Source organism: Pedobacter sp. KACC 23697, from assembly GCF_045348445.1.
Classification (GTDB): Bacteria; Bacteroidota; Bacteroidia; order Sphingobacteriales; family Sphingobacteriaceae; genus Pedobacter.
Genome location: NZ_CP157485.1, coordinates 5,102,069 through 5,127,432, shown reverse-complemented (window position 1 = coordinate 5,127,432; position 25,364 = coordinate 5,102,069). Strand labels below are relative to the sequence as shown.

At 37.4% G+C, this 25,364-nt stretch carries 28 protein-coding genes; 15 read left to right on the top strand and 13 right to left on the bottom strand.

Annotation, left to right across the window (positions count from 1 at the left end; all coding sequences use genetic code 11):
• Window positions 1–46: 46 nt before the first annotated feature.
• On the bottom strand, window positions 47–1,318 hold the full coding sequence (gene serS, locus ABEG20_RS21025; protein WP_406825170.1) for a serine--tRNA ligase: 1,272 nt from the start codon (window positions 1,316–1,318) through the stop codon (window positions 47–49).
• 100 nt (window positions 1,319–1,418) lie between these two features.
• Here serS and rsmI point away from each other — a divergent pair, with 100 nt between their 5' ends.
• The 8 genes from rsmI to ABEG20_RS20985 all read left to right on the top strand — a co-directional run bounded on the left by rsmI (window position 1,419) and on the right by ABEG20_RS20985 (window position 7,391).
• A complete protein-coding gene (rsmI, locus tag ABEG20_RS21020; RefSeq protein ID WP_406825169.1) occupies window positions 1,419–2,132 on the top strand; it encodes a 16S rRNA (cytidine(1402)-2'-O)-methyltransferase in 714 nt (237 codons plus the stop codon).
• A 38-nt stretch (window positions 2,133–2,170) separates the two neighbouring features.
• Complete coding sequence (locus ABEG20_RS21015; protein WP_406825168.1) at window positions 2,171–2,824, top strand: PH domain-containing protein; 654 nt, start codon at window positions 2,171–2,173, stop codon at window positions 2,822–2,824.
• 51 nt (window positions 2,825–2,875) lie between these two features.
• Window positions 2,876–3,169, top strand: coding sequence for a GIY-YIG nuclease family protein (locus ABEG20_RS21010; RefSeq protein WP_406825167.1), 294 nt, complete (start codon window positions 2,876–2,878; stop codon window positions 3,167–3,169).
• 130 nt (window positions 3,170–3,299) lie between these two features.
• Complete coding sequence (lnt, locus tag ABEG20_RS21005) at window positions 3,300–4,928, top strand: apolipoprotein N-acyltransferase (RefSeq protein ID WP_406825166.1); 1,629 nt, start codon at window positions 3,300–3,302, stop codon at window positions 4,926–4,928.
• A 16-nt stretch (window positions 4,929–4,944) separates the two neighbouring features.
• A complete protein-coding gene (locus ABEG20_RS21000; RefSeq protein WP_406827407.1) occupies window positions 4,945–5,382 on the top strand; it encodes a DinB family protein in 438 nt (145 codons plus the stop codon).
• A gap of 4 nt (window positions 5,383–5,386) precedes the next feature.
• The gene (gene lspA, locus ABEG20_RS20995) at window positions 5,387–5,893 is read left to right on the top strand and encodes a signal peptidase II (protein WP_406825165.1); all 507 of its coding nucleotides are present in this window, start codon (window positions 5,387–5,389) and stop codon (window positions 5,891–5,893) included.
• Between the two features lie 131 nt (window positions 5,894–6,024).
• Window positions 6,025–6,774, top strand: a complete 750-nt coding sequence (locus tag ABEG20_RS20990) for a M57 family metalloprotease (RefSeq protein WP_406825164.1) — start codon at window positions 6,025–6,027, stop codon at window positions 6,772–6,774.
• 200 nt (window positions 6,775–6,974) lie between these two features.
• Window positions 6,975–7,391, top strand: a complete 417-nt coding sequence (locus ABEG20_RS20985) for an OsmC family protein (protein WP_090983017.1) — start codon at window positions 6,975–6,977, stop codon at window positions 7,389–7,391.
• A gap of 274 nt (window positions 7,392–7,665) precedes the next feature.
• Here ABEG20_RS20985 and ABEG20_RS20980 read toward each other — a convergent pair whose 3' ends face one another.
• Complete coding sequence (locus tag ABEG20_RS20980; protein ID WP_406825163.1) at window positions 7,666–9,306, bottom strand: NAD+ synthase; 1,641 nt, start codon at window positions 9,304–9,306, stop codon at window positions 7,666–7,668.
• Between the two features lie 66 nt (window positions 9,307–9,372).
• Window positions 9,373–10,041 (bottom strand): porin family protein, encoded by a 669-nt coding sequence (locus ABEG20_RS20975; RefSeq protein WP_406825162.1) that lies wholly within the window; start codon window positions 10,039–10,041, stop codon window positions 9,373–9,375.
• A gap of 28 nt (window positions 10,042–10,069) precedes the next feature.
• Here ABEG20_RS20975 and gldB point away from each other — a divergent pair, with 28 nt between their 5' ends.
• The 4 genes from gldB to ABEG20_RS20955 all read left to right on the top strand — a co-directional run bounded on the left by gldB (window position 10,070) and on the right by ABEG20_RS20955 (window position 14,030).
• The gene (gldB, locus tag ABEG20_RS20970; protein ID WP_406825161.1) at window positions 10,070–11,104 is read left to right on the top strand and encodes a gliding motility lipoprotein GldB; all 1,035 of its coding nucleotides are present in this window, start codon (window positions 10,070–10,072) and stop codon (window positions 11,102–11,104) included.
• 55 nt (window positions 11,105–11,159) lie between these two features.
• Window positions 11,160–11,930, top strand: coding sequence for a patatin-like phospholipase family protein (locus ABEG20_RS20965; protein ID WP_406825160.1), 771 nt, complete (start codon window positions 11,160–11,162; stop codon window positions 11,928–11,930).
• A 315-nt stretch (window positions 11,931–12,245) separates the two neighbouring features.
• On the top strand, window positions 12,246–13,040 hold the full coding sequence (locus ABEG20_RS20960) for a M12 family metallopeptidase (protein ID WP_406825159.1): 795 nt from the start codon (window positions 12,246–12,248) through the stop codon (window positions 13,038–13,040).
• A gap of 72 nt (window positions 13,041–13,112) precedes the next feature.
• A complete protein-coding gene (locus tag ABEG20_RS20955; RefSeq protein ID WP_406825158.1) occupies window positions 13,113–14,030 on the top strand; it encodes a hypothetical protein in 918 nt (305 codons plus the stop codon).
• Between the two features lie 144 nt (window positions 14,031–14,174).
• On the opposite strand, the gene ABEG20_RS20950 is transcribed toward ABEG20_RS20955, so the two are convergent.
• From ABEG20_RS20950 to ABEG20_RS20930, 5 genes are all read right to left on the bottom strand, one after another.
• Complete coding sequence (locus tag ABEG20_RS20950) at window positions 14,175–14,894, bottom strand: 2-phosphosulfolactate phosphatase (protein WP_406825157.1); 720 nt, start codon at window positions 14,892–14,894, stop codon at window positions 14,175–14,177.
• 95 nt (window positions 14,895–14,989) lie between these two features.
• Window positions 14,990–15,424, bottom strand: coding sequence for a DUF1016 N-terminal domain-containing protein (locus ABEG20_RS20945; RefSeq protein WP_406825156.1), 435 nt, complete (start codon window positions 15,422–15,424; stop codon window positions 14,990–14,992).
• Between the two features lie 37 nt (window positions 15,425–15,461).
• The gene (gene gcvT, locus ABEG20_RS20940) at window positions 15,462–16,541 is read right to left on the bottom strand and encodes a glycine cleavage system aminomethyltransferase GcvT (RefSeq protein ID WP_406825155.1); all 1,080 of its coding nucleotides are present in this window, start codon (window positions 16,539–16,541) and stop codon (window positions 15,462–15,464) included.
• A gap of 304 nt (window positions 16,542–16,845) precedes the next feature.
• Window positions 16,846–18,036: a glycosyltransferase family 4 protein gene (locus ABEG20_RS20935; RefSeq protein WP_406825154.1), complete on the bottom strand. Its 1,191-nt coding sequence runs from the start codon at window positions 18,034–18,036 to the stop codon at window positions 16,846–16,848.
• 34 nt (window positions 18,037–18,070) lie between these two features.
• Window positions 18,071–18,679, bottom strand: a complete 609-nt coding sequence (locus ABEG20_RS20930; RefSeq protein ID WP_406825153.1) for a ribonuclease HII — start codon at window positions 18,677–18,679, stop codon at window positions 18,071–18,073.
• Between the two features lie 85 nt (window positions 18,680–18,764).
• On the opposite strand from ABEG20_RS20930, the gene ABEG20_RS20925 reads away from it, so the two are divergent.
• From ABEG20_RS20925 to ABEG20_RS20915, 3 genes are all read left to right on the top strand, one after another.
• Window positions 18,765–19,106 carry a TfoX/Sxy family protein gene (locus tag ABEG20_RS20925; RefSeq protein WP_406825152.1) on the top strand — a complete coding sequence of 114 codons (342 nt, stop codon included), beginning with the start codon at window positions 18,765–18,767 and terminating at the stop codon, window positions 19,104–19,106.
• A gap of 78 nt (window positions 19,107–19,184) precedes the next feature.
• Window positions 19,185–19,808, top strand: coding sequence for a hypothetical protein (locus tag ABEG20_RS20920; protein ID WP_406825151.1), 624 nt, complete (start codon window positions 19,185–19,187; stop codon window positions 19,806–19,808).
• Between the two features lie 95 nt (window positions 19,809–19,903).
• The gene (locus tag ABEG20_RS20915; RefSeq protein ID WP_406825150.1) at window positions 19,904–20,434 is read left to right on the top strand and encodes a DUF4251 domain-containing protein; all 531 of its coding nucleotides are present in this window, start codon (window positions 19,904–19,906) and stop codon (window positions 20,432–20,434) included.
• Between the two features lie 116 nt (window positions 20,435–20,550).
• On the opposite strand, the gene ABEG20_RS20910 is transcribed toward ABEG20_RS20915, so the two are convergent.
• From ABEG20_RS20910 to ABEG20_RS20890, 5 genes are all read right to left on the bottom strand, one after another.
• Window positions 20,551–21,633 carry a glutaminyl-peptide cyclotransferase gene (locus ABEG20_RS20910; protein ID WP_406825149.1) on the bottom strand — a complete coding sequence of 361 codons (1,083 nt, stop codon included), beginning with the start codon at window positions 21,631–21,633 and terminating at the stop codon, window positions 20,551–20,553.
• The gene (locus ABEG20_RS20905) at window positions 21,611–21,976 is read right to left on the bottom strand and encodes a YraN family protein (RefSeq protein WP_406825148.1); all 366 of its coding nucleotides are present in this window, start codon (window positions 21,974–21,976) and stop codon (window positions 21,611–21,613) included. Before ABEG20_RS20905 ends, ABEG20_RS20910 begins: the two co-directional genes overlap by 23 nt.
• 221 nt (window positions 21,977–22,197) lie before the next feature.
• Window positions 22,198–24,177 (bottom strand): DNA primase, encoded by a 1,980-nt coding sequence (dnaG, locus tag ABEG20_RS20900; RefSeq protein ID WP_406825147.1) that lies wholly within the window; start codon window positions 24,175–24,177, stop codon window positions 22,198–22,200.
• Between the two features lie 154 nt (window positions 24,178–24,331).
• The gene (locus ABEG20_RS20895; protein WP_406825146.1) at window positions 24,332–24,631 is read right to left on the bottom strand and encodes a GIY-YIG nuclease family protein; all 300 of its coding nucleotides are present in this window, start codon (window positions 24,629–24,631) and stop codon (window positions 24,332–24,334) included.
• Window positions 24,632–24,719: 88 nt separating this feature from the next.
• On the bottom strand, window positions 24,720–25,319 hold the full coding sequence (locus tag ABEG20_RS20890) for an SGNH/GDSL hydrolase family protein (protein ID WP_406825145.1): 600 nt from the start codon (window positions 25,317–25,319) through the stop codon (window positions 24,720–24,722).
• Window positions 25,320–25,364: the final 45 nt, after the last annotated feature.

Sequence of the window (25,364 nt, the reverse complement as noted above, 5' to 3'; positions counted from 1 at the left end):
TATGAAAAAATCTTCATTGCAAGGAGCAATGACGATTTATCTAAGCCTAATCTATCCTATCAAACCCTGTATACTTTATCAAAGCTTCAGGAATTTTGATTCCATTCTCGGTTTGGTAGTTTTCTAAAATCGAAGCTACAATACGCGGTAACGCCAATGCGCTTCCATTTAAAGAGTGCGCAAGCTGTGCCTTTCCTTCTTTTCCTTTAAAACGTAATTTCAAACGGTTACTTTGGTAGGTTTCGAAATTTGATACAGAAGAAACTTCTAACCAGCGCTCCTGAGCAGCACTCCATACTTCCATATCGTAAGTCATGGCAGAGGTAAAGCCCATATCGCCACCACATAAACGCAATACACGATAGTGCAATCCCAGTTCTTTCAATAAAGACTGTACATATTGGCTCATTTCTTCTAAAGTTTCGTAAGATTTATCCGGGTGGGTAATCTGAACCACTTCAACCTTATCAAACTGGTGTAAACGGTTTAAACCCCGTACATGGGCACCATAAGAACCTGCTTCTCTCCTGAAACAAGGTGTATAAGCCGTATTTTTGATAGGTAAATCTTCTTCTTTAACAATTACATCACGGTATAAATTGGTTACCGGAACTTCAGCTGTTGGGATTAAATATAAATCATCAACCGTTGAATGATACATCTGTCCTTCTTTATCAGGTAACTGCCCGGTACCAAAACCTGAAGCCGCATTAACCAAATGAGGCACCTGCATTTCTTTATAACCCGCTGCAGTGGCATGATCTAAAAAGAAATTGATCAGTGCACGCTGTAACCTCGCTCCTTTACCTTTGTAAACCGGGAAACCGGCACCGGTAATTTTTACACCCAATTCGAAATCGATAATATCATATTTCGCAGCAAGCTCCCAATGTGGTAATGCTTTGTCTGGTAATTGAGCTGGCTCGCCGTGTGTTAAAACAACCTCGTTTTCTTCTGCAGTAGATCCCTGTTTCACCAGGTGATAAGGCAAATTAGGCAGTTGAACAATTAAATTGTGCTGAGCAGTTTCCAGCTCATTTAATTTATCGCTCAGGTTTTTGATATTTTCTTTTTGAGAAGCCGTTTGTGCCTTAATGGCTTCCGCTTCTTCCTTTTTACCCGTACGCATTAAATCGCCAATCTGTTTGGCCGCTGCATTAGCCTCAGCAGAAATATTATCCAAAGAAGTTTGAGTGGAACGGCGCTCTTCATCAATTTTAATGATTTCATCTACCAGTTCCGGTTGTTTAAAATTACGGATACTTAAACGTTCTAAAACTTTCTCTCTATTTTCGCGGATATAGTTAACTTGCAGCATTATTTAATTTTTTTTAAGCAAAGATAACAAGAGTTTGGAGTTTGGGGTAAGGAGTTTGGAAAAAACTGCAAACCGGTAACTTTAAACTGAAAACCGAAATATGGATGGTAAACTCTTTCTCGTACCAACGCCCATAGGCAATTTGGAGGATATGACCTTTAGGGCAATCCGTATTTTAAAAGAATGTGATCTGATCCTCGCTGAAGATACCCGTACCAGTGCCCCGATGCTCAAACATTTTGGGATTGATAAAAGAGTTTTCTCACACCACCAGCACAATGAACATAAGGCCACATCAGAAATTATTAAGTTTTTAAACGAAGGACAAAAAATTGCCCTGATATCTGATGCCGGAACACCGGCCATTTCAGATCCGGGGTTTTTCCTGGTACGCGAGGCCATTAAAAATGAAATTGCTGTAGAGTGTTTACCTGGCGCAACGGCTTTTGTACCTGCTTTGGTTAATTCGGGCTTACCAGCCGATGCATTTTGTTTCGAAGGTTTTCTGCCGGTTAAAAAAGGCAGACAAACCAAATTTAAAAAACTAGCCGAAGAGGAGCGTACCATTATACTTTACGAAAGTCCGCACCGTTTATTAAAAACTTTAGAGGAGTTTGCTAATTATTTGGGAGCCGACAGGCAGGCATCGGTAAGTAGAGAACTCACCAAAATGTTCGAAGAAACGGTAAGAGGCACTTTGGCAGAAATAAAATCACATTTTGAAAACAATACTTTAAAAGGAGAATTTGTAATTTGCATAGCGGGGAAACCCAATGTTAAGAGCAAAAACAAATATGACGATGCTGAAGCGTAGCATCAAAAAACATAACCAACACCACAATTAAAAATATTATGATGAGTATAGATCGATTTCTAAGTGACGAGCAAGACCCAAAAGCGGTTGAAAAAGTTATTGGAAAATTAAACGACCTTTTAACCACAGGTGAAGAACTTTTATATTTAGCCGTACAGAAAAAACCAGCGGTAAACTTGTTGCCAGATAGTATTGCCATTTCCAACAAACGGATTTTTTATTGCGAACCGGGTAATTTAGGCTTAACGATGAATTTTAAAGATATTTCGTGGAAAAGCATTAAAGAGGTTTCATTTAAAGAAGAATTTTTTGGTTCTAAATTTATCTGTGTTCCACAACATGGCGAAAATATTGTAACCGAGTTTATTCCGAAAGTACAGGCCCGTAAATTACATCAGGCTGCAAACCAGCAATTAGAAGCGTATAAAGAAATGTTACGCCAGCAAAAACTGGAAGAAAACCGTGCTACAGCCTCTCCCATTAATTTAAACGCGCAGCCGCTTGCCGAAATCCCCGCTTATGAACCAGCTCCGGAACCGGTACAACCTGTTATCCAAATTGCCGAAGTGGTAGAAGAGCCGGAAGACGAAACCACATTAAAATTACGCAAGCTTAAAACACTATACGATAAACACCTGATTACCCAGGAAGAATATGAAGCTAAAAAAGCCACTATTTTGGAAAGTTTGTAGACGAAATCCGTCACCCTGAATTTATTTCAGGGTCTTAATTGATTATTAAAGATGGAAAGAGGCGGATATGTTTATATACTAACCAATTTTAAACATACGGTTCTTTATATTGGTGTGACATCAGAATTGTATTTCAGAATTAAAGAACATAAAGATAAATGTTATCCTAATTCATTTTCTGCTAGATATAATTGTAATCTGTTGGTATTTTTTGAACAATTTGACAGTATTGAAGAAGCGATAATACGAGAAAAACAGTTAAAGAACTGGAAAAGGGCATGGAAAATAAATTTAATAAATGAATTAAATCCTAATTGGGAAGATTTATTCTTAACACTTAAATAAATGCTTCCTGCTTAAAATCCTTAAAAGAAAATAGCATTTAAGATGCTGACCACGGAGTAGCTACAAGGCAATTGAAAACACTGTTTCTACTTGTAAAATAAATTCAGCATGACGATTTTACCCCTGAGTAATGAAATCTAAACAAACCTACCTCCTCGCCCTCCTCAGTGCATGCTTGCTTTGGCTGGCCTGGCCGCCAATGCCTTTTACTACACCTTTGTTATTGATCGGCTTGGTGCCTTTGTTTATTGCACTTGATTCGATTTCAACTAATTCCGAAAAAAAACAGGGCAAAAGAATTTTCCTGACGGCAGGTCTGACTTTTTTAGTTTGGAATACGGCATCTATTTATTGGGTGTATAATGCAATAAGCGCCTACAATGGCCCGGCAGTAGCACTACCAGTTTCCTTAATCCCTTTTGGATTAGGCGCTTTGTTGATGACCTTTGCCTTTTGGTTATACTATCGATTAAGCCGGTATGTAAACAAAAAGATTGCCTATATCGGCTTGATTTCCTTTTACATTGCTTTGGAATATCTCCAGCAAACCTGGGATTTAGCCTTCCCCTGGATGACCTTGGGTAATGGTTTAGCAGGAATGCACCAGCTGGCACAGTGGTATGATTATACCGGTATTTATGGTGGTTCACTTTGGATTTTAGTGAGCAATATCCTGGCTTTTGAAGCTTACCAGAACTTTAAATCACAAAAGGGTTATTTAAAGTTTAGAACAGCAGTTATCTGGGCTTTGGTGGTCATTATTCCCATCGGCATCTCATTAACCAAATATTTTACGGCAGTACAAAAGGGTACACCAAGTAATGTGGTGGTGGTTCAGCCTAATATAGATCCCTACCAAAAACTGGAAAATATCCCACCAGCCGAACAGATCAGGATATTGACACACCTATCAGACTCTATTGGGCAAACCAATACCGAGTACTTTATCTGGCCGGAAACTGCCATTCCAAATTACGCAGATGAAGATAAAATCAGAGGCAATAGTGATTTCATCACCCTGCAAAGCTTTTTATCAAAGTACAAAAACGGAACATTAATTACAGGTATAGAAAGTATTAAAATTTATCAGGATAAAAAAACTATAACCTCAAAGTTTGATGATCAGCGTGGTATTTATTTTGATAATTTTAACACCGCCATGCAGGTAGAAAATTCTGCAAACGTTCAGTTTTATCATAAATCCAAATTGGTCCCCGGTGTAGAAAAAATGCCTTTTCCAAAAGTATTTTCATTTTTAGACGGTGTTTTTGCGCAGTTGGGCGGAACTGTTGGAGGATGGGGCTGGCAAGATAAGCCAAGTGTGCTTTACGCCCAGAGCGGCATTGGGGTTGCGCCTGTGGTTTGTTATGAAAGTTTATGGGGCGACTGGATCGGTGAGCAGGTTAAAGACGGGGCACAGTTTATTGCGATTATTACCAACGATGGATGGTGGGGAAATACCTCAGGAAAAGACCAGCATATGATGTATGCCAAACTGAGAGCCATTGAAACCCATCGCGATGTAGCCCGCTCGGCCAATACGGGAATTTCGTGCTTCATCAATCAACGTGGCGATATAACACAAAGCACCAAATGGTGGACCAGAACTGCCCTGAAGGCCAACATCAACCTGAATGACGAGATTACCTTTTATGTAAAAAGCGGAGATCTAATCGCAAAATTATTGAGCATTACCGCCATTATATTGGCTTTGATTATTCCGTTTAGAAAATGGATCAGGAAACCAGGCCATGCTTAAACAACAGTAAGATTTCATTTTATCATCCAGAAATACCCTTTTAAATTATATCAGGGGCATTTCAGAACAGGATTTCTTAACCAACAACAGTTCTTTCGGCAGAGGATCTATCAGAAATTTACTGGTTCACATCTGTCAAACCTATTGTGCGTGGATTGGCGAAAGAGCCTTAGGCATTGAACAGGAGTTTTTACCTTTCGAAAATTACCAGACCCTACAAGACTGCCAGACTTATTTTAGTCAGGCAGATGAATATATTGGCTTATTTATCGAAAAGTTTAAAGGAAATGAGCTGCAGGAAATGGAATTGCACAGAAATGGACAGATTGTAACGGTAAATCCATTGCAATTGTTTACCCATGTTATTACCCACGAATTTCATCACAAGGGGCAAATCATGTCATTAAGCAGGCATTTAGGCTACACACCGGTTGATGCCGATATTATCAGATAAAATTATGCAAAAAATAGAAAACCTCCGTTGGTCGATATTGCTCTTATTACTAACCTTAAATTTTAGCTGCGACCAGATTTCTAAAAGAATTGTCCGTACTGAAATCAGTGATTATGAGCATATTAGCATTATAAAAGACCGTTTTACCTTAACCAAAGTAGAAAATAGTGGTGCATTTTTAAGTCTGGGCGATAACATGCCCTATATTTTCAGGCTCATTATTTTAACAGGCTTACCCTTATTATTTTTGGGTTATGGGTTATATTTTTTGTTTAGTAAAACGAACTTGCCACTGACTATGCAAATTGCCTTGTGTTTTCTGATTGGTGGGGGTACAGGCAATTTATATGATCGGATTGTTCATGGATCGGTTACAGATTTTATGCACATGGATTTTTATTTCTTCCAGACAGGTGTTTTTAATTTTGCCGATATTTCAATTATGATAGGTATAGGCATGCTACTATATCACTCAATCAGAAATAATCAGTTAAAACACGAAATAAATTAGGACAGTAAGTTAGATCTAAAAATACTGATTAAGATTACAAAATAATAGTTATAAAAATACAATTTCATTTTTTTATGGCTATATTTATTTTATTTAATACTTAATTACGATCTAAACTAAAAACCTAAACAATGAAAAACTTATTTAAACAAGCTGCTTTGATTGCCTTGCTGTCAACAGTTATCCTCTCGTGCCAGAAAAAAAATGATGTTCCTGGTGACGCGGAAATTCAAACTAATCAAAATCAAAAAGTGCTCGCTTACATTAAAAATCTCGGCTTTACTGATACGCAGATCGTAGAAAGTGGCGACAATTACGTAGTTGATGGAGATATCGTATTCAGCAAGAAAATGGAAGTTCCGGCTGATTATGGAAAAGCGATAACAGAACAATATTACAATGGTTATATCGTAACCAACAGCACGAACATCCGCGTAAAAATTGATCCTTCAATAACCAGCATGACCAGCGAAATCAATTCCGCCATTAACCAATGGAATACGGTACCTAATTCTAAACTAAAATTTGTAATCACCACCGGAACGGTGTACGATATCCTGATTAAAGTGGATAATACGATCGGAAGTTCCACCTGTGGACAGGCTTATCTGTCAACATCAAATGGTAAAGCTGGTAATACCGTTTGGATCAATCAGGCGCTTATTCAAAACAATTCTTTTGCACAGCGCACCAGAACCATCACGCATGAGTTTGGTCATACCATTTCATTTAAGCATACTAATCAATCTACAACAACTAATGTTCCTGGTGTTGGCGGAACAGATGCACAATCGCTAATGAACGGCGGGCAATGCGGAAGTGGTGCTACGGTTTTATCTGCCAAAGATAAACAAGCTACTGCTGTCTTATATCCTTTATAATTAAAAATCAGATCAATAACCTAAAAGATCGTAATGAAAGAGAAGCTGTTTCAGTAAATAGCTTCTCTTTTTTTGATATGCGTATTTAAAAAATTGGGAAATAATTTTTATAATAAGGATTTCTTAACAAAGAACTGGCGGCTTTACACAAACATATTTTTATCTTTAGGTGTTAAACAATCTAAAAATAAAATCCGATCATGAAAAGAAATGCAACAGCCGTATGGCAAGGTTCTATCAAAGAAGGTAGTGGTAACATCACTACACAAAGTACCACTTTAAATAACACTCAATATTCTTTTAATACTCGCTTTGCAGATGGTGTGGGCACAAATCCGGAAGAATTAATTGCTGCAGCACACGCAGGATGTTTTACCATGAAACTATCTGCTAACTTAACTGAAGCAGGATTTACAGCAGACAAACTGGAAACTAAATGTGAAATTAACCTTGATCCATCAAAAGGTGAAATTGTAGAATCACACTTAACTTTAACGGCTTCCGTACCAGACTTAACACAGGAAAAATTTGATGAACTTGTAGCAGATGCGGAGAAAAACTGCCCGATCTCTAAATTATTGAATACAACTATTACAGTTGATGCTACTTTAGCTTAAAGTATTGTCATGTTGAATTACGAAGTATCTGTTTAATAAGTTGCAGATGCTTGGTCATGCTATTCAGATTATAATATAGGCTGTATTATAAATTGTATTCACCTCGAATTTGTCACGTTGAGCCTGTCGAAACGCCTTGTAAAAAATTAAAAAAAGGTCCTTCGACAGGCTCAGGATGACAATGTATTTACGAGACAGCCTCTTCTACCAATTTTAAGGTTAAACAATTAACCAGTTAACCTAACAATTCCAACAATTGAGCAGTTAAAACAACTTAAGCCATATATTTTCCAACTATCGGCATTCTTCTTCCCATACCGAAAGCTTTGGGCGATACTCTTAATATAGGTGGCGTTTGGTAACGTTTAAACTCAGCAATATTTACCATCTTTAAAATACGCAGCACTAATGCTTCATCAAAACCCTGCGCAATAATGGCTTTTGAGCCTTGTTTCTTTTCGATGTGCTGGTATAATATTTTATCTAAGATTTCATATTCAGGCAAAGAATCGGAATCTTTCTGATCAGGCCTCAGTTCTGCTGACGGTGGTTTAACAATGGTATTAACCGGTATAATTTCCCTTTCCTTATTGATGTACTTCGCCAGCTCAAAAACCTGCATTTTATATACATCACCAATAACACCGATTGCACCACACATATCGCCGTACAGCGTACCATAGCCTACTGCACATTCACTTTTGTTAGAGGTATTTAATAAAATATAGCCAAATTTATTGCTCATCGCCATGTTAATGATGCCGCGGATCCGGGCCTGGATATTCTCTTCGGTCAGGTTAAACGGCAAACCTTTAAAAGCCGGAGCCAGTATATGATCAAAAGCTTCTGCAACGTCTTTAATGGGCACAATTTCGTGCATGCAACCGATATTATTAACCAAGTCTAAAGCATCCTGAACAGAATGGCCGGATGAAAATTTAGAGGGCATTAAAACGGCCATTACGTTCTCAGGGCCTAATGCACGACAGGCCAGGGCACATACCACAGCCGAATCAATTCCGCCAGACAAGCCTAAAACCGCTTTACTAAAACCAGACTTCCCAAAATAATCTTTTATTCCTAAAACCAGCGCATCATGGATCTGTTCAATATCCGTTAATCTTTCAGATTTCGGGTACTTATTCCGCACATTTTCAACCTCTTCCAGATCAAATACCTGAAGATCTTCTTCAAAATACTTCATCTCTGCTTTCATTGTTCCATCAGCATCGAAAACCAGAGAACCGCCATCAAAAATAATCTCCGTTTGCGCACCAACCTGGTTTACATAAAATACCGGGAGATGATATTTTTTTGCATTACAGGCCAACACTTTGATGCGTTCATCATCATGGGTATAGGAGAAAGGTGATGCTGCAATGTTAATCATTACATCTGGCTGCGCTTTAATCAGCTCATCCATTGGATTTGATACATACAATGGATTATCGTTAATATTCCAAAGATCCTCGCAAATGGTTAAAGCAATCTTTTTACCCTTAAAATCAATACAGTTAAATTGTGTGGCAGGTTCGAAATAGCGATATTCATCAAACACATCGTAAGTGGGCAATAATGCTTTTTTAACAACGGCCTTAATTTTTCCTTCCTCAATAAAATAAGCTGCATTATACAGGTCTTTTCCCTGTAATACCTCATTTTTTATCGGTAAACCAACAATGCAGGCAATATCTGCACAGTGCTTTGCTATTTCCTGAGCTGCACTTTCGCACAGGGCAATAAACTCTTCGAACTCCAGAAAATCTCTTGGAGGATAGCCACAGATAGCTAATTCGGCAAAAACAACCAGATCAGCTCCTTTTTCTTTAGCCAATTGAATATTTTCGGTTATTTTTTTAGTGTTGGCCTCAAAGTTACCGATGTGGTAATTAAGTTGTGCTAGTGCTATTTTCATGGTTGTAGTATCAAGTAATAGTGAGTATCAAGTAGTGAAAAGCGAGTATTAAGACAGATATCTCGATCAAAAGAATATGCCGAAATTAAGCGCTAAATAGTGATTTCTAACATCTCTCGCTTTATCTGTTACAATATTAGTGAAACCATTATTAAAAGTTAAACCTGCAACAATACTGGTATTGCCAGAAATATCAAATTCCCCACCTCCACCAATAATGAGTCCGGCACGGTAAAGTTTGATGTGATCAGATACTTTTAAATTATCGCCAACTACTGTTCCACCTGTAACTGCATCTTGTTTTGCGCTGATGTTGATTGAATTAGACAATCCGAACTGACCATACCAACGTCTTCCTTCCGTTTTTACGGTTTTTAATTTTATGGTTAACGGCAGGTCTACGTATTGTAGTTTATATTTTAAATCATAAGCTTTCGGTGCCGAACTTGGCGCATAATAAGGTAATACATTAGCCTCTGTACTTTTACCATTAATCGAAGTAATGGTCAGCGCTGTAGAAAAACTGTAATTTGGAGCAAAATTAAAATCCCCAATTAAACCATAAGAAAAGCCCAAAGCTATTCCATCTGTTTTTCCTTGCTCGGGTTTAATCCAACCAAGTGTTGGAGTAGCAGTTAAACCTAGTCTAAAGCCGTAACTGGTTAAAGGCAAATTTTGTGCCCGGGCACCAAAACTTAAAACAGATAAAATTAAAATGGTTGATATTTTTTTCATGCTATAGGTGTTTATATATTTGTGATACATGATGTACAACGTAAAACACTGGCAAATTTATCTAATTTTTCTTTTTGCCATCACATTTATTTCCTGCAGTCATAGCAACAGGCCTGATGTAAGCAATATACAGGTAGACATCAAAATTGAAAGATTTGATCAGGAACTCTTTAATGGAAAAAACAAAGATGTTGTTAATGTAGATAAACAACTTGCTTTAAAGTATGGTGTGTTTTATGATGATTTTATCCACCGGATTTTAGACAGTAAGTATTCCAACATTGAATCATTGGCCAATTTATATCATGATCAGGCCTATACCGATTTAAGTAAGGAAGTGGATAGTGTTTTTCCAAATTTAAATGTACAGGAGGAAGGATTAAACGAAACTTTTAAATACATTAAATACTATTATCCAAAAGCAAAGATTCCAAAATTTATTTCCTTTGCTTCAGGTTTTGCTTACCAGATGCCGGTAGGCGATAATTATCTGGGTATTGGTTTAGACATGTTTCTGGGCAAGGACAGCAAATTTTACAGGGCTATTGTGCAAAGTGTACCCTTATATCTTTCCAGGAGGTTTACACCTGAATATATTGTGCCCCGTGTAGCCGAAACCTATGCGCATGAAGAACTTTTTGCAGAGCCTGATGACAATAGAACCTTATTATCTAAAATGATTTTTCAGGGAAAGATTTTATACTTTCTTGATCAGGTTTTGCCTGAAAATGTTGGCGATTCTACCAAAATCGGATATACCCAACAGCAATTAGACTGGGCACAAAATTTTGAGGGAGATATCTGGGCATATTTTTTAGAGAACAATTATCTGTATGAAACCGACTATCAAAAAATACAGGTGTTTTTATCTGAAGGACCTTTTACGCCAGGTTTGGGCGAAAATAGAGATTCGGCACCAAAATTGGGTGTATGGATGGGATGGCAGATTGTTAAAAAATATATGAAAACGCATCCTGATATTACTTTGCAAGAGTTAATGGCAGATAATGATGCGCAGAAAATTTTAAATCAATCGAAGTATAAACCTAAACAGCAAAAATAGTCCGGAGTTATTAGTCCTGAGTCAATTTATTAAACAAGTATCCTAAATTAAATCTATGAAAGTTGGCATTGTATTATCGGGCGGAGGCATTAGAGGGATAGCACATTTAGGCGTTTTAAAGGCCTTTAGTAATTTGGGCATTACCTTTAGCCACATTAGCGGAACAAGTGCAGGAGCCATTGCCGGCGCCTTTTTTGCCGCCGGTATAGATCCCGAAGAAGGCTTAAGTATTTTCCTCAGAACAAAGCTCTGGCGCTTTGTACGTCCGGCAGTTGGTTCACTAGGCTTAATTAATATTGAAAATACCGCTTTAATTCTAAAGGAATATTTCCCTGAAGATTCCATTGAAAAATTAAAAATACCTTTAACTATTGCTGCTGTAAATTTTAGCGAAGGCCGGTTGGTTTATTTTACAAAAGGACCGCTGATCAGGGCTGTCCATGCCTCTAGTTGTATCCCTGGCATTTTTAAACCTATTATGATCGATGGCCAGATGTATGTGGATGGCGGCATCTTAAATAATTTTCCCGTTGAACCTTTAATGGATGACTGCGATTTTATTATAGGCTCATCATGCAACCACCTCAAACCAGTTGATAAAATTACAGGTATCACCAATTTAATGGGGCGCGCAGGCATTATGTCTATTAACCATGATATGGAAAGAAAAGCTAAATTCTGTAATGTATTAATCGAGCCAAAAGGTTTAGGGGCAATCAGTACTTTCGACATGAAACGCGCAGAAGACATTTACTGGCTGGCGCACGAAGAAGCTTTAATTACCATCAAAAACAGTCCGACAATTTCTGAATTAATTACAAAATAAGCAGCTTTCTCTACAACATATTTTTTTTCAAAATGTAGTATTAATTATACTAATTAATAGTTATTATATCAATATTTATGAAGTGTATTGTATACACTATTGAGATATAAATATTACATTTTTCTTGATAATAACATATTTAAATTTTATTTTGGGACATACTCCGCAACTTTGCGGCAAACAAACCTAAATGTCTATCTATGTTTTTTCACCAAATTATTCTTTTCCAAAGAAGAAGAATTCCTGTCTTCACTATTTTCTAAATTGATTTTCAGTCAAAAATCAGATCATTATTTTACCTAAAAAAACCTAAACATGAAATTTTTAAAATTAAATAAAACCTTATTAACTGCCCTTGCGCTATCTACAGTATTATACGCTTGTAAAAAAGAAAGACCTACAGAAAATGCAGATTTAGAAAAACCGGAAATAGCTGCTGTTAATCCGCTTGGTAACATTCAGATCTGTACTGAAAGATCTTTAGATGGCACTACACCAAGAGGCGCTGTATTAAAGTCGACTAAATGGACACCAGGAACCACAATTAAAGTAAGTTTAAATGGAAGCACCGCAGCCATCAGGGCTAAGGTAATCCAGTATGCCAAAGAGTGGGAACAATACGCCAACATTAAATTTAATTTTGTTACGAACGACAATACTGCTAAAATCAGGGTAAGTTTTGTAAGCGGAGATGGATCCTGGTCTTACATCGGAAAATCAACACCAAGTACTGGTGCTACCATGAATTTTGGCTGGTTAACAGCAAGCACAGCAGATTCTGAGTATAGCCGTGTAGTGATACATGAATTTGGTCATGCATTGGGGATGATTCATGAACATCAACATCCATTGGTAGCTATTCCATGGGATAAACCAGCTGTTTATGCTTATTATGCTGCTGCCCCAAATTATTGGAGCCAAGCTGATGTTGATAATAATTTATTTGCAAAATACAGCACAACACAAACCAATTATAGTGCTTATGATAAATATTCGATTATGCACTATTCGGTTCCAAATGAACTAACCATCGGTGACTATGAAGTTGGATGGAATACCGTATTATCTCCCACTGATAAAACATTTATTGCTTCAGTATATCCATTTTAGGAAATAATAATAACACATAGTGGTATTATTGGCCACTATGTGTATTTTAATGCCATAAAATTAAAAACAGGTATGCCAACCGTTTTACGGATTTCATTTATCGAACCATTTTTAGCCTGCGTAATACTCGTTCTATTCTACCAGACTGCATCCGCACAATATGATCCCAATAAATGGGAGATAAAGCCTTATGTTGGTCTCCAGCAATCGGGATTTGATTGGTCTATTGCCGGGAACGCGGCCGGAACAGATCCAAATATATTATCAGAACTGGTCTGGAAAAATCTTCAAGGGCCTGGTTTTGGGCTAGATGTTAGCTACAAGATTACCGATCGGTTCACTATTAAAGCCATCAACCAATACGGCAGCATAACTAAAGGCGAAGTAGAAGATACCGATTATGCAGATGATAACAGGCAAAATGCTTTTTATTTTGATCTGCTCAACGCAAATAAAGGCTATTTATACAATGGTAGTTTACAATTAGGCTATCAGTTCGTAAAATTTGGAGGTTTTAGCATTAATCCAATTGTTGGCCTGTCGTATAATCAGCAAAAATTTCATCTGTTAGAAAGTGCCGGTAACCCCGATAGCAAAGGCCTAAACTCTATATATGAAGCAAGATATAAAGGCTTTGATTTTGGAGCAGCATTCGTTCTTAAAATGCAAAAATTCAGTATCGGGGCTACCGTTTTAAGTGGTTTTTACCAGTATTCAGCCGAAGCCAATTGGAATTTAATCCCTGATTTTGCAAAGCCGGTAAGTTTTACACATCAGGCAAATTCCTTTTCATTAGCGGGAGATATCAATCTGGCAGTACCATTAAATAAAAGTTTACGGTTGGAGGTTGATTATAGAATCAATAACATCAATACCTATACTGGTGTAGATAAAGCATATTACAATACCCGGGCAACAGAGGAAACTCAATTTAACGGTGCTAATTTTAGAAAAAATGCAGTATTACTAGGCTTAAATTTCGGCTTTTAGTTTTAATACTATCCATTATCCTCATTTGCGACGAGAATAATAGAGAGTGGCATTTTTATAGCCGAGAAGAAACTATTCTTGTGATTGATGCAACCACATTACAAATTTAGTTCTTCACAATTCCCTTTATAAACGTGAACTATATTAATTAGTTTTTAAGGCTACCAAACGTTCACCTTCCAGTACGGGAATTGTTTTACACAGATTAAGCTGTAAACAAAAAACAACATCTTCTTCTATATTCAATTGGGCCAGGCGATGGCTATGCGATGATTTGTGAAGGTATTTTCTAAGATCTCCTTTAGCCAGGCCGTATAAATCTTCAGCCGCCACACTGGAATCATCAAAATGTTCAAAGTTCTGACGCAGATTGCTTACCACCGCACCTGCAAAAAGGGTATCTTCTAAATTGAACTGATCTTTCCAGCCTGCACAAAGTAAAAGCACATTTTTATCCTGAATTTTCAAATAATTACAAAGCGAATCTAAGTTCAGGAAAGACCCGATCACAACTTGACAGGCTCTTTTCTGTGCCAAATGTAAAGCCTTGGTGCCGTTTGTTGTGGTTAGAACAACTGTTTTTCCGTTTACTTTTTCGTAGGTATAAGAGAATGGCGAATTGCCGAAATCATAACCTGCTACAACCTCTCCGTTTCGTTCTGCCGCCAATAAAAATCCGCTATCGCGATAGCTTAAACAATCTTCCACCTGGGCCACCGGAATAATCGCTTCAGCGCCATTATCTATGCCATAGGTAATAGAGGAGGTAGCCCTTAAAATATCAATGACCACCACAATGCTCTGCTCAATATCGTATAAATCGATCAGGGCTGGCGTTAAACAAACTTCTATTTTTTTTGACATTTGAGGAGATTTATTCATTAATAATTTCTTTTACCTTTTCTTCCAGGAGTTTTTGATCAGGTAAATAAAGCTGATATTTGGAGACGAAGATTTTATTAGAAAGTCCTCCTGTAGCATATATAACCAATATTTAAAAGTTCCGCATAGTGACTCCAGCTAAGAAAAACGCCAGACGGTGTCTGGCGTTTTGGAAATTCGCCAGACACCGTCTGGCGAATTAAATCTTCGTCTGCTAAGGGTTGAAATTTAGGATAGTTTATATAAAACAAACGCATAAGCTGCAAACTTGACCGGCTAAATCCTTTTCCAAATTTCAACTTCAAATCTGCAGAAAGCGTCACCAATAATTCCTTACCATACCCGGCTCTTTTTTTGCCGTGTTGTTCAAAATCAACAATATATCTCCCAATTTTCCAATTGGCAATAATCAGTTCAACATTAATTGCTTTTATCGCATTCTGCTTTGCCGTTTGTAAAGTTGACCCAATGTGATAAAGCAGCTCATTATATTTATTTTCTTCCAGTTCCATCACTTCAAAAAATATTTTACTGCTTTAACTATAAATCTTATTTATAAAAAGGAAACTTAACCACTTTAGCCTTAATTGGCGTATTGCGGATTACAATAAAAACTTCAGTTCCTTCTTTAGCGAAATCTTTTGCAATGTAACCCATACCGATTGCTTTTTGCAAAGAAGGTGCCTGGGTACCAGAAGTTACTTTACCGATGATATTTCCTTCAGCATCAGCAATTTCATAATCATGGCGAGGAATACCACGGTCGATCATTTCAAAACCAACCAATTTCTTTTGAATACCTGCTTCTTTTTGCGCCAATAATGCTTCTGAATTGGTAAAAGATTTAGAAAATTTAGTAATCCAGCCTAAACCGGCCTCAATTGGCGAAGTCGTATCATCAATATCATTTCCGTATAAACAGAAACCCATTTCTAAACGTAAAGTATCACGTGCACCTAAACCAATTGGCTTAATGTTATACGGCGCACCTGATTCAAAAATAGCATCCCAGATTTGATCGGCATATTGGTTTTCGAAATAAATCTCAAAGCCACCCGCACCAGTGTAACCTGTTGCAGAAATCACCACATTATCAATACCTGCAAAAGTGCCTTTTACAAAGGTATAATACTCCATTGAAGCCAGATCAACTTCGGTTAGGCTTTGTAAAGCATCAGCAGCCTTTGGCCCTTGAATGGCTAAAAGAGAAGTTTGATCAGAAATATTGTGCATTTCTACTCCTTCTGTATTAAACTGTTGTATCCAGTTCCAATCTTTTTCAATGTTTGATGCATTTACCACCAACATATAGGTCTTATCATCTATTTTATAAACCAAAAGATCATCAACAATACCACCATCTTGATTGGGCAAACAAGAGTACTGAACTTTTCCATCATACAACTTAGCAGCATCGTTACTGGTAACCCGTTGAATCAGGTCTAATGCATTTTCACCTTTAAGAATAAATTCACCCATGTGGCTCACATCAAAAACACCTACCCCATTACGAACAGTTGCATGTTCGGCATTAATACCTTCGTAAGTAACAGGCATATTGTAACCTGCAAATGGAACCATTTTAGCGCCTAAAGCGATGTGTTTTTCTGTTAATGCGGTATTTTTCATCCGTAAATTTTATTTTTTATGAATAATGAAGCGATTACAATTTAAACCACAATGATGGTGATTTCATTCTAATTCTTTGTGGGGCAAAACTACTAAGAAAAAGACAAAATTTTGAGGTTAATTTATATGGCGTTTTTAGGCGATTTTTCTATTTATCCGTCATGCTGAACTTGTTTCAGCATCGATTAGCCTCAGTCAAAGCACTGGCTCAGACAGACTCAAGAAGCGATAATTATTTATTGAATTTAAACAGGCGCTATGATTCAAAGTTTCTGAAATTTATATGCCATTATTACATTCAACATTATGCACTCACCAATTCTTCGTAAATCTTTAGCATTTTACTGGAGATTAAATGAACCCCATGATCATTTTCGACCGTTTTCCTGGCGTTTTCTCCTATTTCTACCCAACGTTTAGGATTGATAACACATTGTAAAATTGACCGATAAAATTCATCTGCAGAATCAGCAATTAAGATATCATGGCCATGCTTGCAATTAATTCCCTCAGCTGCAGTGGTTGTAGCAATGATACATTTTTTCATCGCCATGCCTTCAATAATCTTCACCCGCATTCCGGTACCAGAAATTAAGGGCACAATCATAATTGCTTTTGAGTTCATAAACTCTACTGCATCAAATACCTCTCCTTCAACGATGAGGTTCTCAGAATCGTACTCAAAAAAATGTTTCTGCATGTTTTTTCCGGCGATATAAAACCGGAGATCTTTATTTAATTTTTCAATATCCGGCCAGATATCATCTAAAAACCACTCTAACCCTTCCTGATTTGGCCGCCAATCCATAGCCCCCAAATGAAAAAGCGTAGGGAAACTGGTTTTGGTCTTGTCTACCTGATATTTTTCCAAATCGATGGCAACGGGAAAAACCGACATCGGAATCTCGCAACCAAACCTTAATATACTTTGACGATCGGGTTCGGAAATGGCAAAAATGTGGTGAAACCGGTTAATCTGATCCGTTTCGTATGCTTTGAGCCGTTGTGCCAAAAACGCCAGGTATTTGCGCCTGATGAGAAACTTTTCTGAATGCGAAAGACGTTCCCACAACGTAAATTCAATATTATGTGCACGATAAATCAGCTTAGCATTACTATTTGCTTTAACTACATCCAAATAAGGCACCACAAACAGACCTTCGAACTGGATGATATCAAATACGTTTTCCCGTAAGAGATTTTCCAGCTGCCTTGCAGCATCTTCACTGTAGTAACGGGATACATTGTACGATTCGTTGGTGAAAATATTGAAAAAAGCCGACCACACGTTTACATCGGTATCTAAATCATAGGTATGGTATTTAACCTGTTCAAAAACAGGATCATAAATATCTTCAATATCGATCCGCCCTTTTGTTGGGTTAAGGCTAAACAATGTAATATCTGCACCAAGTTGCAGTAAACCTTTTATGGTGTTATATACCACAATCGGATAACCACTATTTGGCGGAAAGGGAACCCGCTTAGTAATCAACAGAATTTTCACAACGTGGTGAAAATACGAAATTTTAGGCGTTTTTTGAAAACAGTTCTAGTTGAGGATCGCTCACATTAAAAGTTTTACGGTGAAAAGGCGATAAGCCGATTTCGAGTACAGCTTTACGGTGTGCTATTGTAGGATAGCCTTTATTCTGCTGCCAATTGTAATGAGGATAACCTACATGCAGGTTGGTCATATATTCATCGCGATGTGTTTTGGCTAATATGGAAGCTGCAGCGATATTGAGGTATTTACCGTCGCCTTTAACAATACAGCTATGCGGAATCTGAGGATAAGTTTTAAAACGGTTTCCATCAATAACCAGGTATTGTGGTTGGGTCTGCAATTTTTCAATGGCCCTGTGCATGGCCAGAAAAGATGCATTTAAAATATTAATGCGATCGATTTCCTCATGATCGCAGGATGCCACTGCCCATGCCAGCGCTTCCTGTTCAATAATTGGCCTTAACAACGCCCTTTGCTCGTGAGAAAGCTGTTTGGAATCATTTAAACCCTCAAGTACAAAACCTTTGGGCAAAATTACCGCTGCTGCAAAAACCGGCCCTGCAAGGCAACCTCTTCCCGCTTCATCACATCCAGCCTCTAATAATTCTTCCTGATAGCAGTTTAACAACATGTTGCAAATTTAATTATTTTATTTTTTGTGAATGAAAGTTAAAGATTAAATTGTTTCTGTTTATCAATTGCCAATAGTATGACCTATGAGAGTATACAACGAAACCCTTGCCCACCGTGTAGCCGAACGTTTAATGCACATTGCCGATGTGGAAGAAAAACTGATGTTTAACGGATTGGTATTTATGGTGAATGGCAAAATGTGCATCGGTGTTTCCAAAGAGGGTCTGATGGTAAGACTGGATCCCAATGCGTTAGAAAATTTATCGGATAAGGATGGCTGGGAACAAATGGTAATGGGCGGCCGACCGATGAAGGGCTATATTTCGGTATCAGAAGATGTTTTAGTTAGAAATGATGAACTTGATTTTTGGGTTAAGCTTGCCCTGGATTTTAACCCTTTTGCCAAAGCATCAAAGAAAAAATAACGGGTACAAATTCCAAAACCGGCCAGCACTGGTCAAAACCACATTTTTTGATTAATTTTACCCTTCTAATCAAATTTTATGAAAAAAGGGGCTGCTTTAGCAACATTTCTACTATTCATTTCATTAACCATCCTGGCTCAAGTTAAAAGAACTGCTACATCAGAAACCAAAGAAACAAATACACCACAATTAAGGGTACAGACAGCTGAAGGGCATTACTGTGATTATTGCAAAGTAAATTATCCGGAATCTCACTTCCCTTGCATCATGAAATCTATTAAAGGTAAACTGGATATAACTACTGGTGAGGTAAGTTTCGTCAAAGGGCAACCTATTGGTGGCATTGTGGTTAAAGGCAGTAAAACCCCTGAGGGCAGTACTCTAAATTTCGTTACCAATCAAAACGGAGAAATAGAATTTAACAATTCGAGCAATGGAAATTATAAATTTATCATTATGGTCCCTTCCACCAATCCCAGATCACGGGTGGCAGGATCACCAATTGGAGGTATTATTGTTAAGGGTGGTAAAAATCCGGGAGGAAGTTTAATCACTTTAATCACTAACGAAAATGGCGAAATAGAACTGAATAACCTGCCTGCAGGTAACTATAAATTCACTGCAATGGGCGCTTCTGTAGAAGAGAAAGGTAATCCATTATACAAATCGAGTTATTCGGAAAAAGTAAATCCCAAATATTAATATCATTAATTTACGTTACTCCAATTTTTTGGCACTATTATGGAATCTTTCAAATCTGTGCATCTTTAAATTATTACACATTTAAAACACACATTATGAAACATTTAAATTTAATATTCAGCCTTATATTTCTTTCGATAGGATTTCAATCTTTTGCCCAAACCGGTAAGGAAACCACAATAAAAATCGTGGGAGATAAAAATTATACTTTTGTAGCCAACACGGCCACACCAATGTCTAACAATGATATTAACAGGATATTGTCAGCGATGCCAGGTAGTCAGGCAGGTTCTTCGATAAATCTAACCGGATCTCAATACGATGTAAAAGTTACCAAAGATAGTATTGTTGCTTACCTGCCTTATTTTGGAAGGTCTTTTTCTGCTCCGATGGATCCGACGCAAGGGGGAATTAAATTTACTTCAAAAAATTTCACCTACAAAGAATCGAAGAATAAAAAAGGAATGTATACCATCCAAATTGAAACAAAAGATGTGGTAAGAGAAAATTACCGGTTCACGATTAACATTTCTACCAACGGTTATGCTTCTTTAACGGCCAGCAGTATAAATAAACAACCCATCATTTTTAATGGATATTTGGAAGAGCCGAAGAAAAAGGGTTAAATAAAAGCTTGAAAAACAAGATTTGTCAATCCTGAGCCTGTCGAAGGGCCTAATAATTACAGTCGTTTCGACAAGCTCACCATGACATACCTAAAGAGAAGATAATAACTTTTAATTTATCTCTTCACCAACTCGATCTGAAAGATGTGTGGCCATTTTTTACCTGCTACAAAAAGTCTTTTACCCACCTTATCGTAAGCAATCCCGTTTAATACATTATTATTTTTTTCATCATCAGTTTTAAAATAATCGGCTGGCAACAGCCCTGATAAATCGATCTTACTTTCAACAGCTCCCGTTTGCGGGTTAATGATCATGATCTCATTCGTGGTATATACGTTTGCATAAATTTTACCATCAATCACTTCAAGTTCATTCAGATTTTGGATCGGACCCTTATTATCAAAAACATCGATTGAGCCAATTTTTTGATAAGTATCCTTATTCAGAAAAAAGATCGTGTTTGAACCATCGGTATTCAACACTTTCTCTCCATCAAAAGCCAAACCCCAGCCTTCTCTTCCTGTGGTATAAGAAAACTCCGATAATTTCTTAAAAGTGGCTTTATCATAAACAAAACCTACTTTTTCGCGATATGTTAACTGAATAATCTTATTTCCGATTACGGTCATACCTTCGCCAAAATACTGCTTATCCAAATCTGTTTGCTGAAGAATTTTTCCTGTAGCAGGGTCTACCTTACGCAAGCTCGAGTGGCCATAATCGCCCGCACTTTCGTAAAAGAAGCCGTCATGATATTCTAAGCCCTCTACATATGAAGCGGTATCATGAGGCAGGGTTTTTATGACCTTATAAGTATATTCTGCAGGTGCCTGAGCTGCCAATACATTTATATTTGAAGTTAAATCTTCTGATTTTCCTTCACCAAATACTTTTGCAGTTAACAGGTGATTACCTAGTTTTAGACCTGCTGTTTTAAGTTTAAGTGCTAAAGTATCGGTTTTCGAAGCAACTTTGATGGTATCGATCAAATAAACCACAGAATCTACTTTTTGCTCGGTTCCGAACTGCACTTTTACATCAAATTCATTTCCAGATGGCACGTTAACACCAGTTAATGGAGAAACAAAGCTGCGGTAAGTTGTAGTGGCACTCTCCTTACAAGAGTTTAAAAGTACAAGTGCAATTCCAATAAATGCAAAGTTTTTAATATAGTTAATCTTCAGGCCAAAATGCATCTTCTATGTGTTTTAAATGATAATTTTTATTTTTTGTAAAGGTAATCGCAATAATATCAAATCGGATATCATTTTGATGATTCATGATTTCAATATAGGCATTAGCTGCCAATTCCATTTGAATTTGTTTTGATTTTTGCACAAATTCTTCTGGTTCGCCAAAAGCGATAGAGCTACGGGACTTAACTTCAACAAAAACCATAATACCATTTTTATACACGATTAAATCTACCTCAGCCTTACCATGTGTCCAGTTTTCATCTAAAATCTCATATCCTTGATCTTCCAGATATTGTTTCGCAATCCGTTCACCCGTTCTGCCTAATTCATTGTGAAGCGCCATATCTAACAATTATTGAATGAGTGAGTTTTGAAGGAATGAATTTTATAGTCTCTTTATCAAGGACAATCGTCATGATTGAAAAATCGTCATTTCTAGCGTAGTGCAACGCTGTCGAGAACCTGAAGGCTCTGCGAAGCAAAATCTGTTTAAATAGATCTCTCCATTTCGCTATGCTTCAGTCGAGATGACGAAATCTCTACAGGACTTCAGTTATTTCTAATTTACTTAACAATAACCGAACCCAGGAACTTTGAAATTTCACGTTCTACACCTTTAATCACCCCATAGCGTTGCATCAAAATGATTTGGTTCTCCTCATTCTTTTCCTCCTTTATCTCTTTTAACAGGTTCATCAATATTTTTTCAACTTTACGTTTTTTAAGGTGAAAAATACCGCCCAAAATGGTTGCTTTTAAATTCATCGACTCATCCTTAACATAGATAAGGTGTTTATTCAACCAATTTTCACTTAAAGCGTATTCGGAGGTAGAAAGTGTAATCGCAAGATCAGCAATGTCCCTGTCCTCATGCTTAACAAAGTGGTTGGAAGTCGGTAATCTGCCATTGTCAATTTCAGATCTATAATAATCAATAATTCTTTTGCAAAGTGGATCTTCAAATTCTACATCGCTCAAATGCTGCATCATAAATGAACCAATATACATATCATCAATTTTATCCCAGTTAACAAATTCGTGTCCGTAAGCCAGTAATAAGCGCACAATTTCTTTTTCCTGATGCTCATCTTCCTTTATAGGTTGTTCGTAACCCATTGGCCCTGCACTATCATCCCATAAATCATCTGGTGGACCAAGCGGCTCAGGTGCGCCTGAAGCATATGGTTTGGGACTTGAGGAAGGAGTTGCCCGTTGGTTATTATCAAAGCTTTTCTTAAGCTTTGCCGAGCGCATTTTATTGAGTTCGCTCAGTAAAATGTTTTCTTCTATTTCGAGCAGGCTGCTGCACTCGCGGATAAAAACCGAAGCTTTAATCGGATCGGGAATTTTAGCAATGCTTTCTACAATATCCCGGATAATACCAGCACGTTTGATGGGATCGTTACCGGCATCCTTAAGCAGCACATTTGCTTTATAAAGAATAAAATCTTTTCTATTCTGCTCCAGGTAGGTTTTAAATGCGCCGCCACCCACATGATGCATATACGAATCCGGGTCATGCCCATCAGGGAAAGAAACAATCTTCACGTTCAGACCTTCTTCCAAAATCATATCCAAACCACGGAGTGAAGCTTTAATACCTGCAGCATCGCCATCAAAAAGAATGGTAATATTTTGGGTAAAACGCCCGATCAGTTTAATCTGCTCTACCGTTAAAGATGTACCGGAAGAGGCTACCACGTTTTCTATACCGGCCTGATGAACGGAAAGTACATCGGCATAACCTTCGGCCAGATAACAGTTATCTAAATCGCGGATGGCTTTTTTGGCGTGGAACAAACCATAAAGTACGTTCGATTTGTGGTATATTTCGCTTTCAGGAGAATTTACATATTTAGGTACATTTTTATCTGTTTTTAGGGTTCTCCCACCAAAACCAATAATCCTACCGGTAAAGTTGTGGATAGGAAACATCACACGCCCGCGGAAACGGTCGTAAATTTTCCCGTTATCATTTTTGATGGATAAACCAGTGGCTTCCAGAAACGCTAATTTATGACCTGCATGGGTTGCGCTTTGCGTCATCGCATCCCAAACATCGGGAGAATAACCAACCTCGAATTTTTTTAAGATATCTTCTCTGAAACCACGCTCTTTAAAATAGCTCAGGCCTATTCCCCTGCCCTCATCTGTTTCCCAAAGCTGTTTTACGAAAAATGCAGCAGCATACTGCGATACGATGTACAGGCTTTCTTTGGCACTCTGGGCTTCGGCAGCTTCAGGCGAAAGTTCAGCTTCCTCTACTTCTATGTTGTATTTATTGGCTAAAAATTTAAGTGCTTCAGGATATGAATATTTTTCATGATCCATAATAAAGCGTACCGAATCGCCTCCTTTACCGCAGCCAAAACATTTATAAATTCCTTTGGTTACGGATACGTGAAAGGAAGGCGTTTTTTCACCATGGAAAGGACAATTACCAATTAAACTGGTTCCGCGTTTTTTTAAGTGCACAAAATCCCCAACTACCTCCTCAATACGGGCGGTATCCATTATCTTATCTATTGTTTCGCGGTTTATCATACTTATATTGTCGTCATTGCGAGGAGGCACGACGAAGCAATCTTTTTTGCTATTTTTATTTTAAACTGTTTTACCTTCAGGAAAGATTGCTTCACTCCATCGCACATTCCTCTTCTTCAGTTCGCAATGACGATATTTTTAATCGCAATGACCTTCACCATTCCTTTACTAACTCCCATAAATCCTCCCATTCAGGATTCATGGATTCTATTAACTTTATCTTTTTTTTCCGACTTCCACCTTTAATTCTCTTTTCTTCTGCAATTGCTTCCTCAATTGAATCATAAGAACAAAAATAAACCAATTTATCTGTATTGTATTTAGCAGAAAAAGATTTGGGATACTCCTTGTCTTTATGTTCTTTTACCCTAAACATAATATCTGAAGTAACTCCAGTATATAAAGTGGTATGGGTAAAATTAGTAATGATGTAGATTGTTCCGCCTCTTTCCATATTACATTTTAAATTTACCGCTAAACAGGAAAGATTGCTTCACTCCAACACACTTTCCCTTTCTTCGGTTCGCAATGACGAATATATTTTATTTCACCAGAGGCAATAACTGATCGGCTACCAATTTATTGCCGGTTTCGCTTAGGTGTACCCTATCAACGGTTAAAATGCCTTTTTCTTTATCTTCCGGATTATTTTTTGCTTCGTATTCGGCAAAAATCTTTCTTAAATCACATACCGGAAGATTATTTTTAGCAGCCAATGTTCTGATACCTTCCGCATATTTATTTAAATCGGCATCTAACTCATTGGTACCATCTTTTTTCTCGCCAACAACTGAAGGGGTAACCAATACCACTTTGCTGCCCACACCCTGAATTTTATTAATCAAAGCCTGATAGAACTTTAAATATTTATCATAATCGGTTCCGGTATGAGAAGATTGTTTATGCCAAACATCGTTAATACCTACATAAATAACCACCAAATCTGGTTTCTTATTCAACACATCATCTTCTAAACGTAGATAAAGATCATAAACCTTATTGCCGCCTATACCCGCACCAATGATGTCGTATTTTGTAGAATCAAGTGATTTTTTAATCAGGGTTACGTAGCCGTTTTTAGAAACACCCTGTTGGGTAATCGAATCGCCGAAAAAGATAATCCGTTTTGGTTTAAATGTCATTGAGATTAATGCAATTAAGCAAAAGCTTAGTAAAATACTCGTTTT

Coding starts and splice junctions, on each gene's coding strand:
- ABEG20_RS20955 (WP_406825158.1), top strand. CDS start 13,113: ATGCCAACCGTTTTACGGATTTCATTTATCGAACCATTTTTAGCCTGC.
- ABEG20_RS20980 (WP_406825163.1), bottom strand. CDS start 9,306: ATGAAAATAGCACTAGCACAACTTAATTACCACATCGGTAACTTTGAG.
- ABEG20_RS20920 (WP_406825151.1), top strand. CDS start 19,185: ATGAAAAAAGGGGCTGCTTTAGCAACATTTCTACTATTCATTTCATTA.
- ABEG20_RS20965 (WP_406825160.1), top strand. CDS start 11,160: ATGAAAGTTGGCATTGTATTATCGGGCGGAGGCATTAGAGGGATAGCA.
- ABEG20_RS20985 (WP_090983017.1), top strand. CDS start 6,975: ATGAAAAGAAATGCAACAGCCGTATGGCAAGGTTCTATCAAAGAAGGT.
- ABEG20_RS20950 (WP_406825157.1), bottom strand. CDS start 14,894: ATGTCAAAAAAAATAGAAGTTTGTTTAACGCCAGCCCTGATCGATTTA.
- ABEG20_RS20895 (WP_406825146.1), bottom strand. CDS start 24,631: ATGGAAAGAGGCGGAACAATCTACATCATTACTAATTTTACCCATACC.
- ABEG20_RS20905 (WP_406825148.1), bottom strand. CDS start 21,976: ATGGCGCTTCACAATGAATTAGGCAGAACGGGTGAACGGATTGCGAAA.
- gcvT (WP_406825155.1), bottom strand. CDS start 16,541: ATGAAAAATACCGCATTAACAGAAAAACACATCGCTTTAGGCGCTAAA.
- lspA (WP_406825165.1), top strand. CDS start 5,387: ATGCAAAAAATAGAAAACCTCCGTTGGTCGATATTGCTCTTATTACTA.
- ABEG20_RS20975 (WP_406825162.1), bottom strand. CDS start 10,041: ATGAAAAAAATATCAACCATTTTAATTTTATCTGTTTTAAGTTTTGGT.
- ABEG20_RS20915 (WP_406825150.1), top strand. CDS start 19,904: ATGAAACATTTAAATTTAATATTCAGCCTTATATTTCTTTCGATAGGA.
- serS (WP_406825170.1), bottom strand. CDS start 1,318: ATGCTGCAAGTTAACTATATCCGCGAAAATAGAGAGAAAGTTTTAGAA.
- ABEG20_RS20930 (WP_406825153.1), bottom strand. CDS start 18,679: ATGTTGTTAAACTGCTATCAGGAAGAATTATTAGAGGCTGGATGTGAT.
- ABEG20_RS20960 (WP_406825159.1), top strand. CDS start 12,246: ATGAAATTTTTAAAATTAAATAAAACCTTATTAACTGCCCTTGCGCTA.
- ABEG20_RS20890 (WP_406825145.1), bottom strand. CDS start 25,319: ATGACATTTAAACCAAAACGGATTATCTTTTTCGGCGATTCGATTACC.
- dnaG (WP_406825147.1), bottom strand. CDS start 24,177: ATGATAAACCGCGAAACAATAGATAAGATAATGGATACCGCCCGTATT.
- ABEG20_RS20945 (WP_406825156.1), bottom strand. CDS start 15,424: ATGGAACTGGAAGAAAATAAATATAATGAGCTGCTTTATCACATTGGG.
- lnt (WP_406825166.1), top strand. CDS start 3,300: ATGAAATCTAAACAAACCTACCTCCTCGCCCTCCTCAGTGCATGCTTG.
- ABEG20_RS20925 (WP_406825152.1), top strand. CDS start 18,765: ATGAGAGTATACAACGAAACCCTTGCCCACCGTGTAGCCGAACGTTTA.
- rsmI (WP_406825169.1), top strand. CDS start 1,419: ATGGATGGTAAACTCTTTCTCGTACCAACGCCCATAGGCAATTTGGAG.
- ABEG20_RS20910 (WP_406825149.1), bottom strand. CDS start 21,633: ATGCATTTTGGCCTGAAGATTAACTATATTAAAAACTTTGCATTTATT.
- gldB (WP_406825161.1), top strand. CDS start 10,070: ATGATGTACAACGTAAAACACTGGCAAATTTATCTAATTTTTCTTTTT.
- ABEG20_RS21015 (WP_406825168.1), top strand. CDS start 2,171: ATGATGAGTATAGATCGATTTCTAAGTGACGAGCAAGACCCAAAAGCG.
- ABEG20_RS20990 (WP_406825164.1), top strand. CDS start 6,025: ATGAAAAACTTATTTAAACAAGCTGCTTTGATTGCCTTGCTGTCAACA.
- ABEG20_RS21010 (WP_406825167.1), top strand. CDS start 2,876: ATGGAAAGAGGCGGATATGTTTATATACTAACCAATTTTAAACATACG.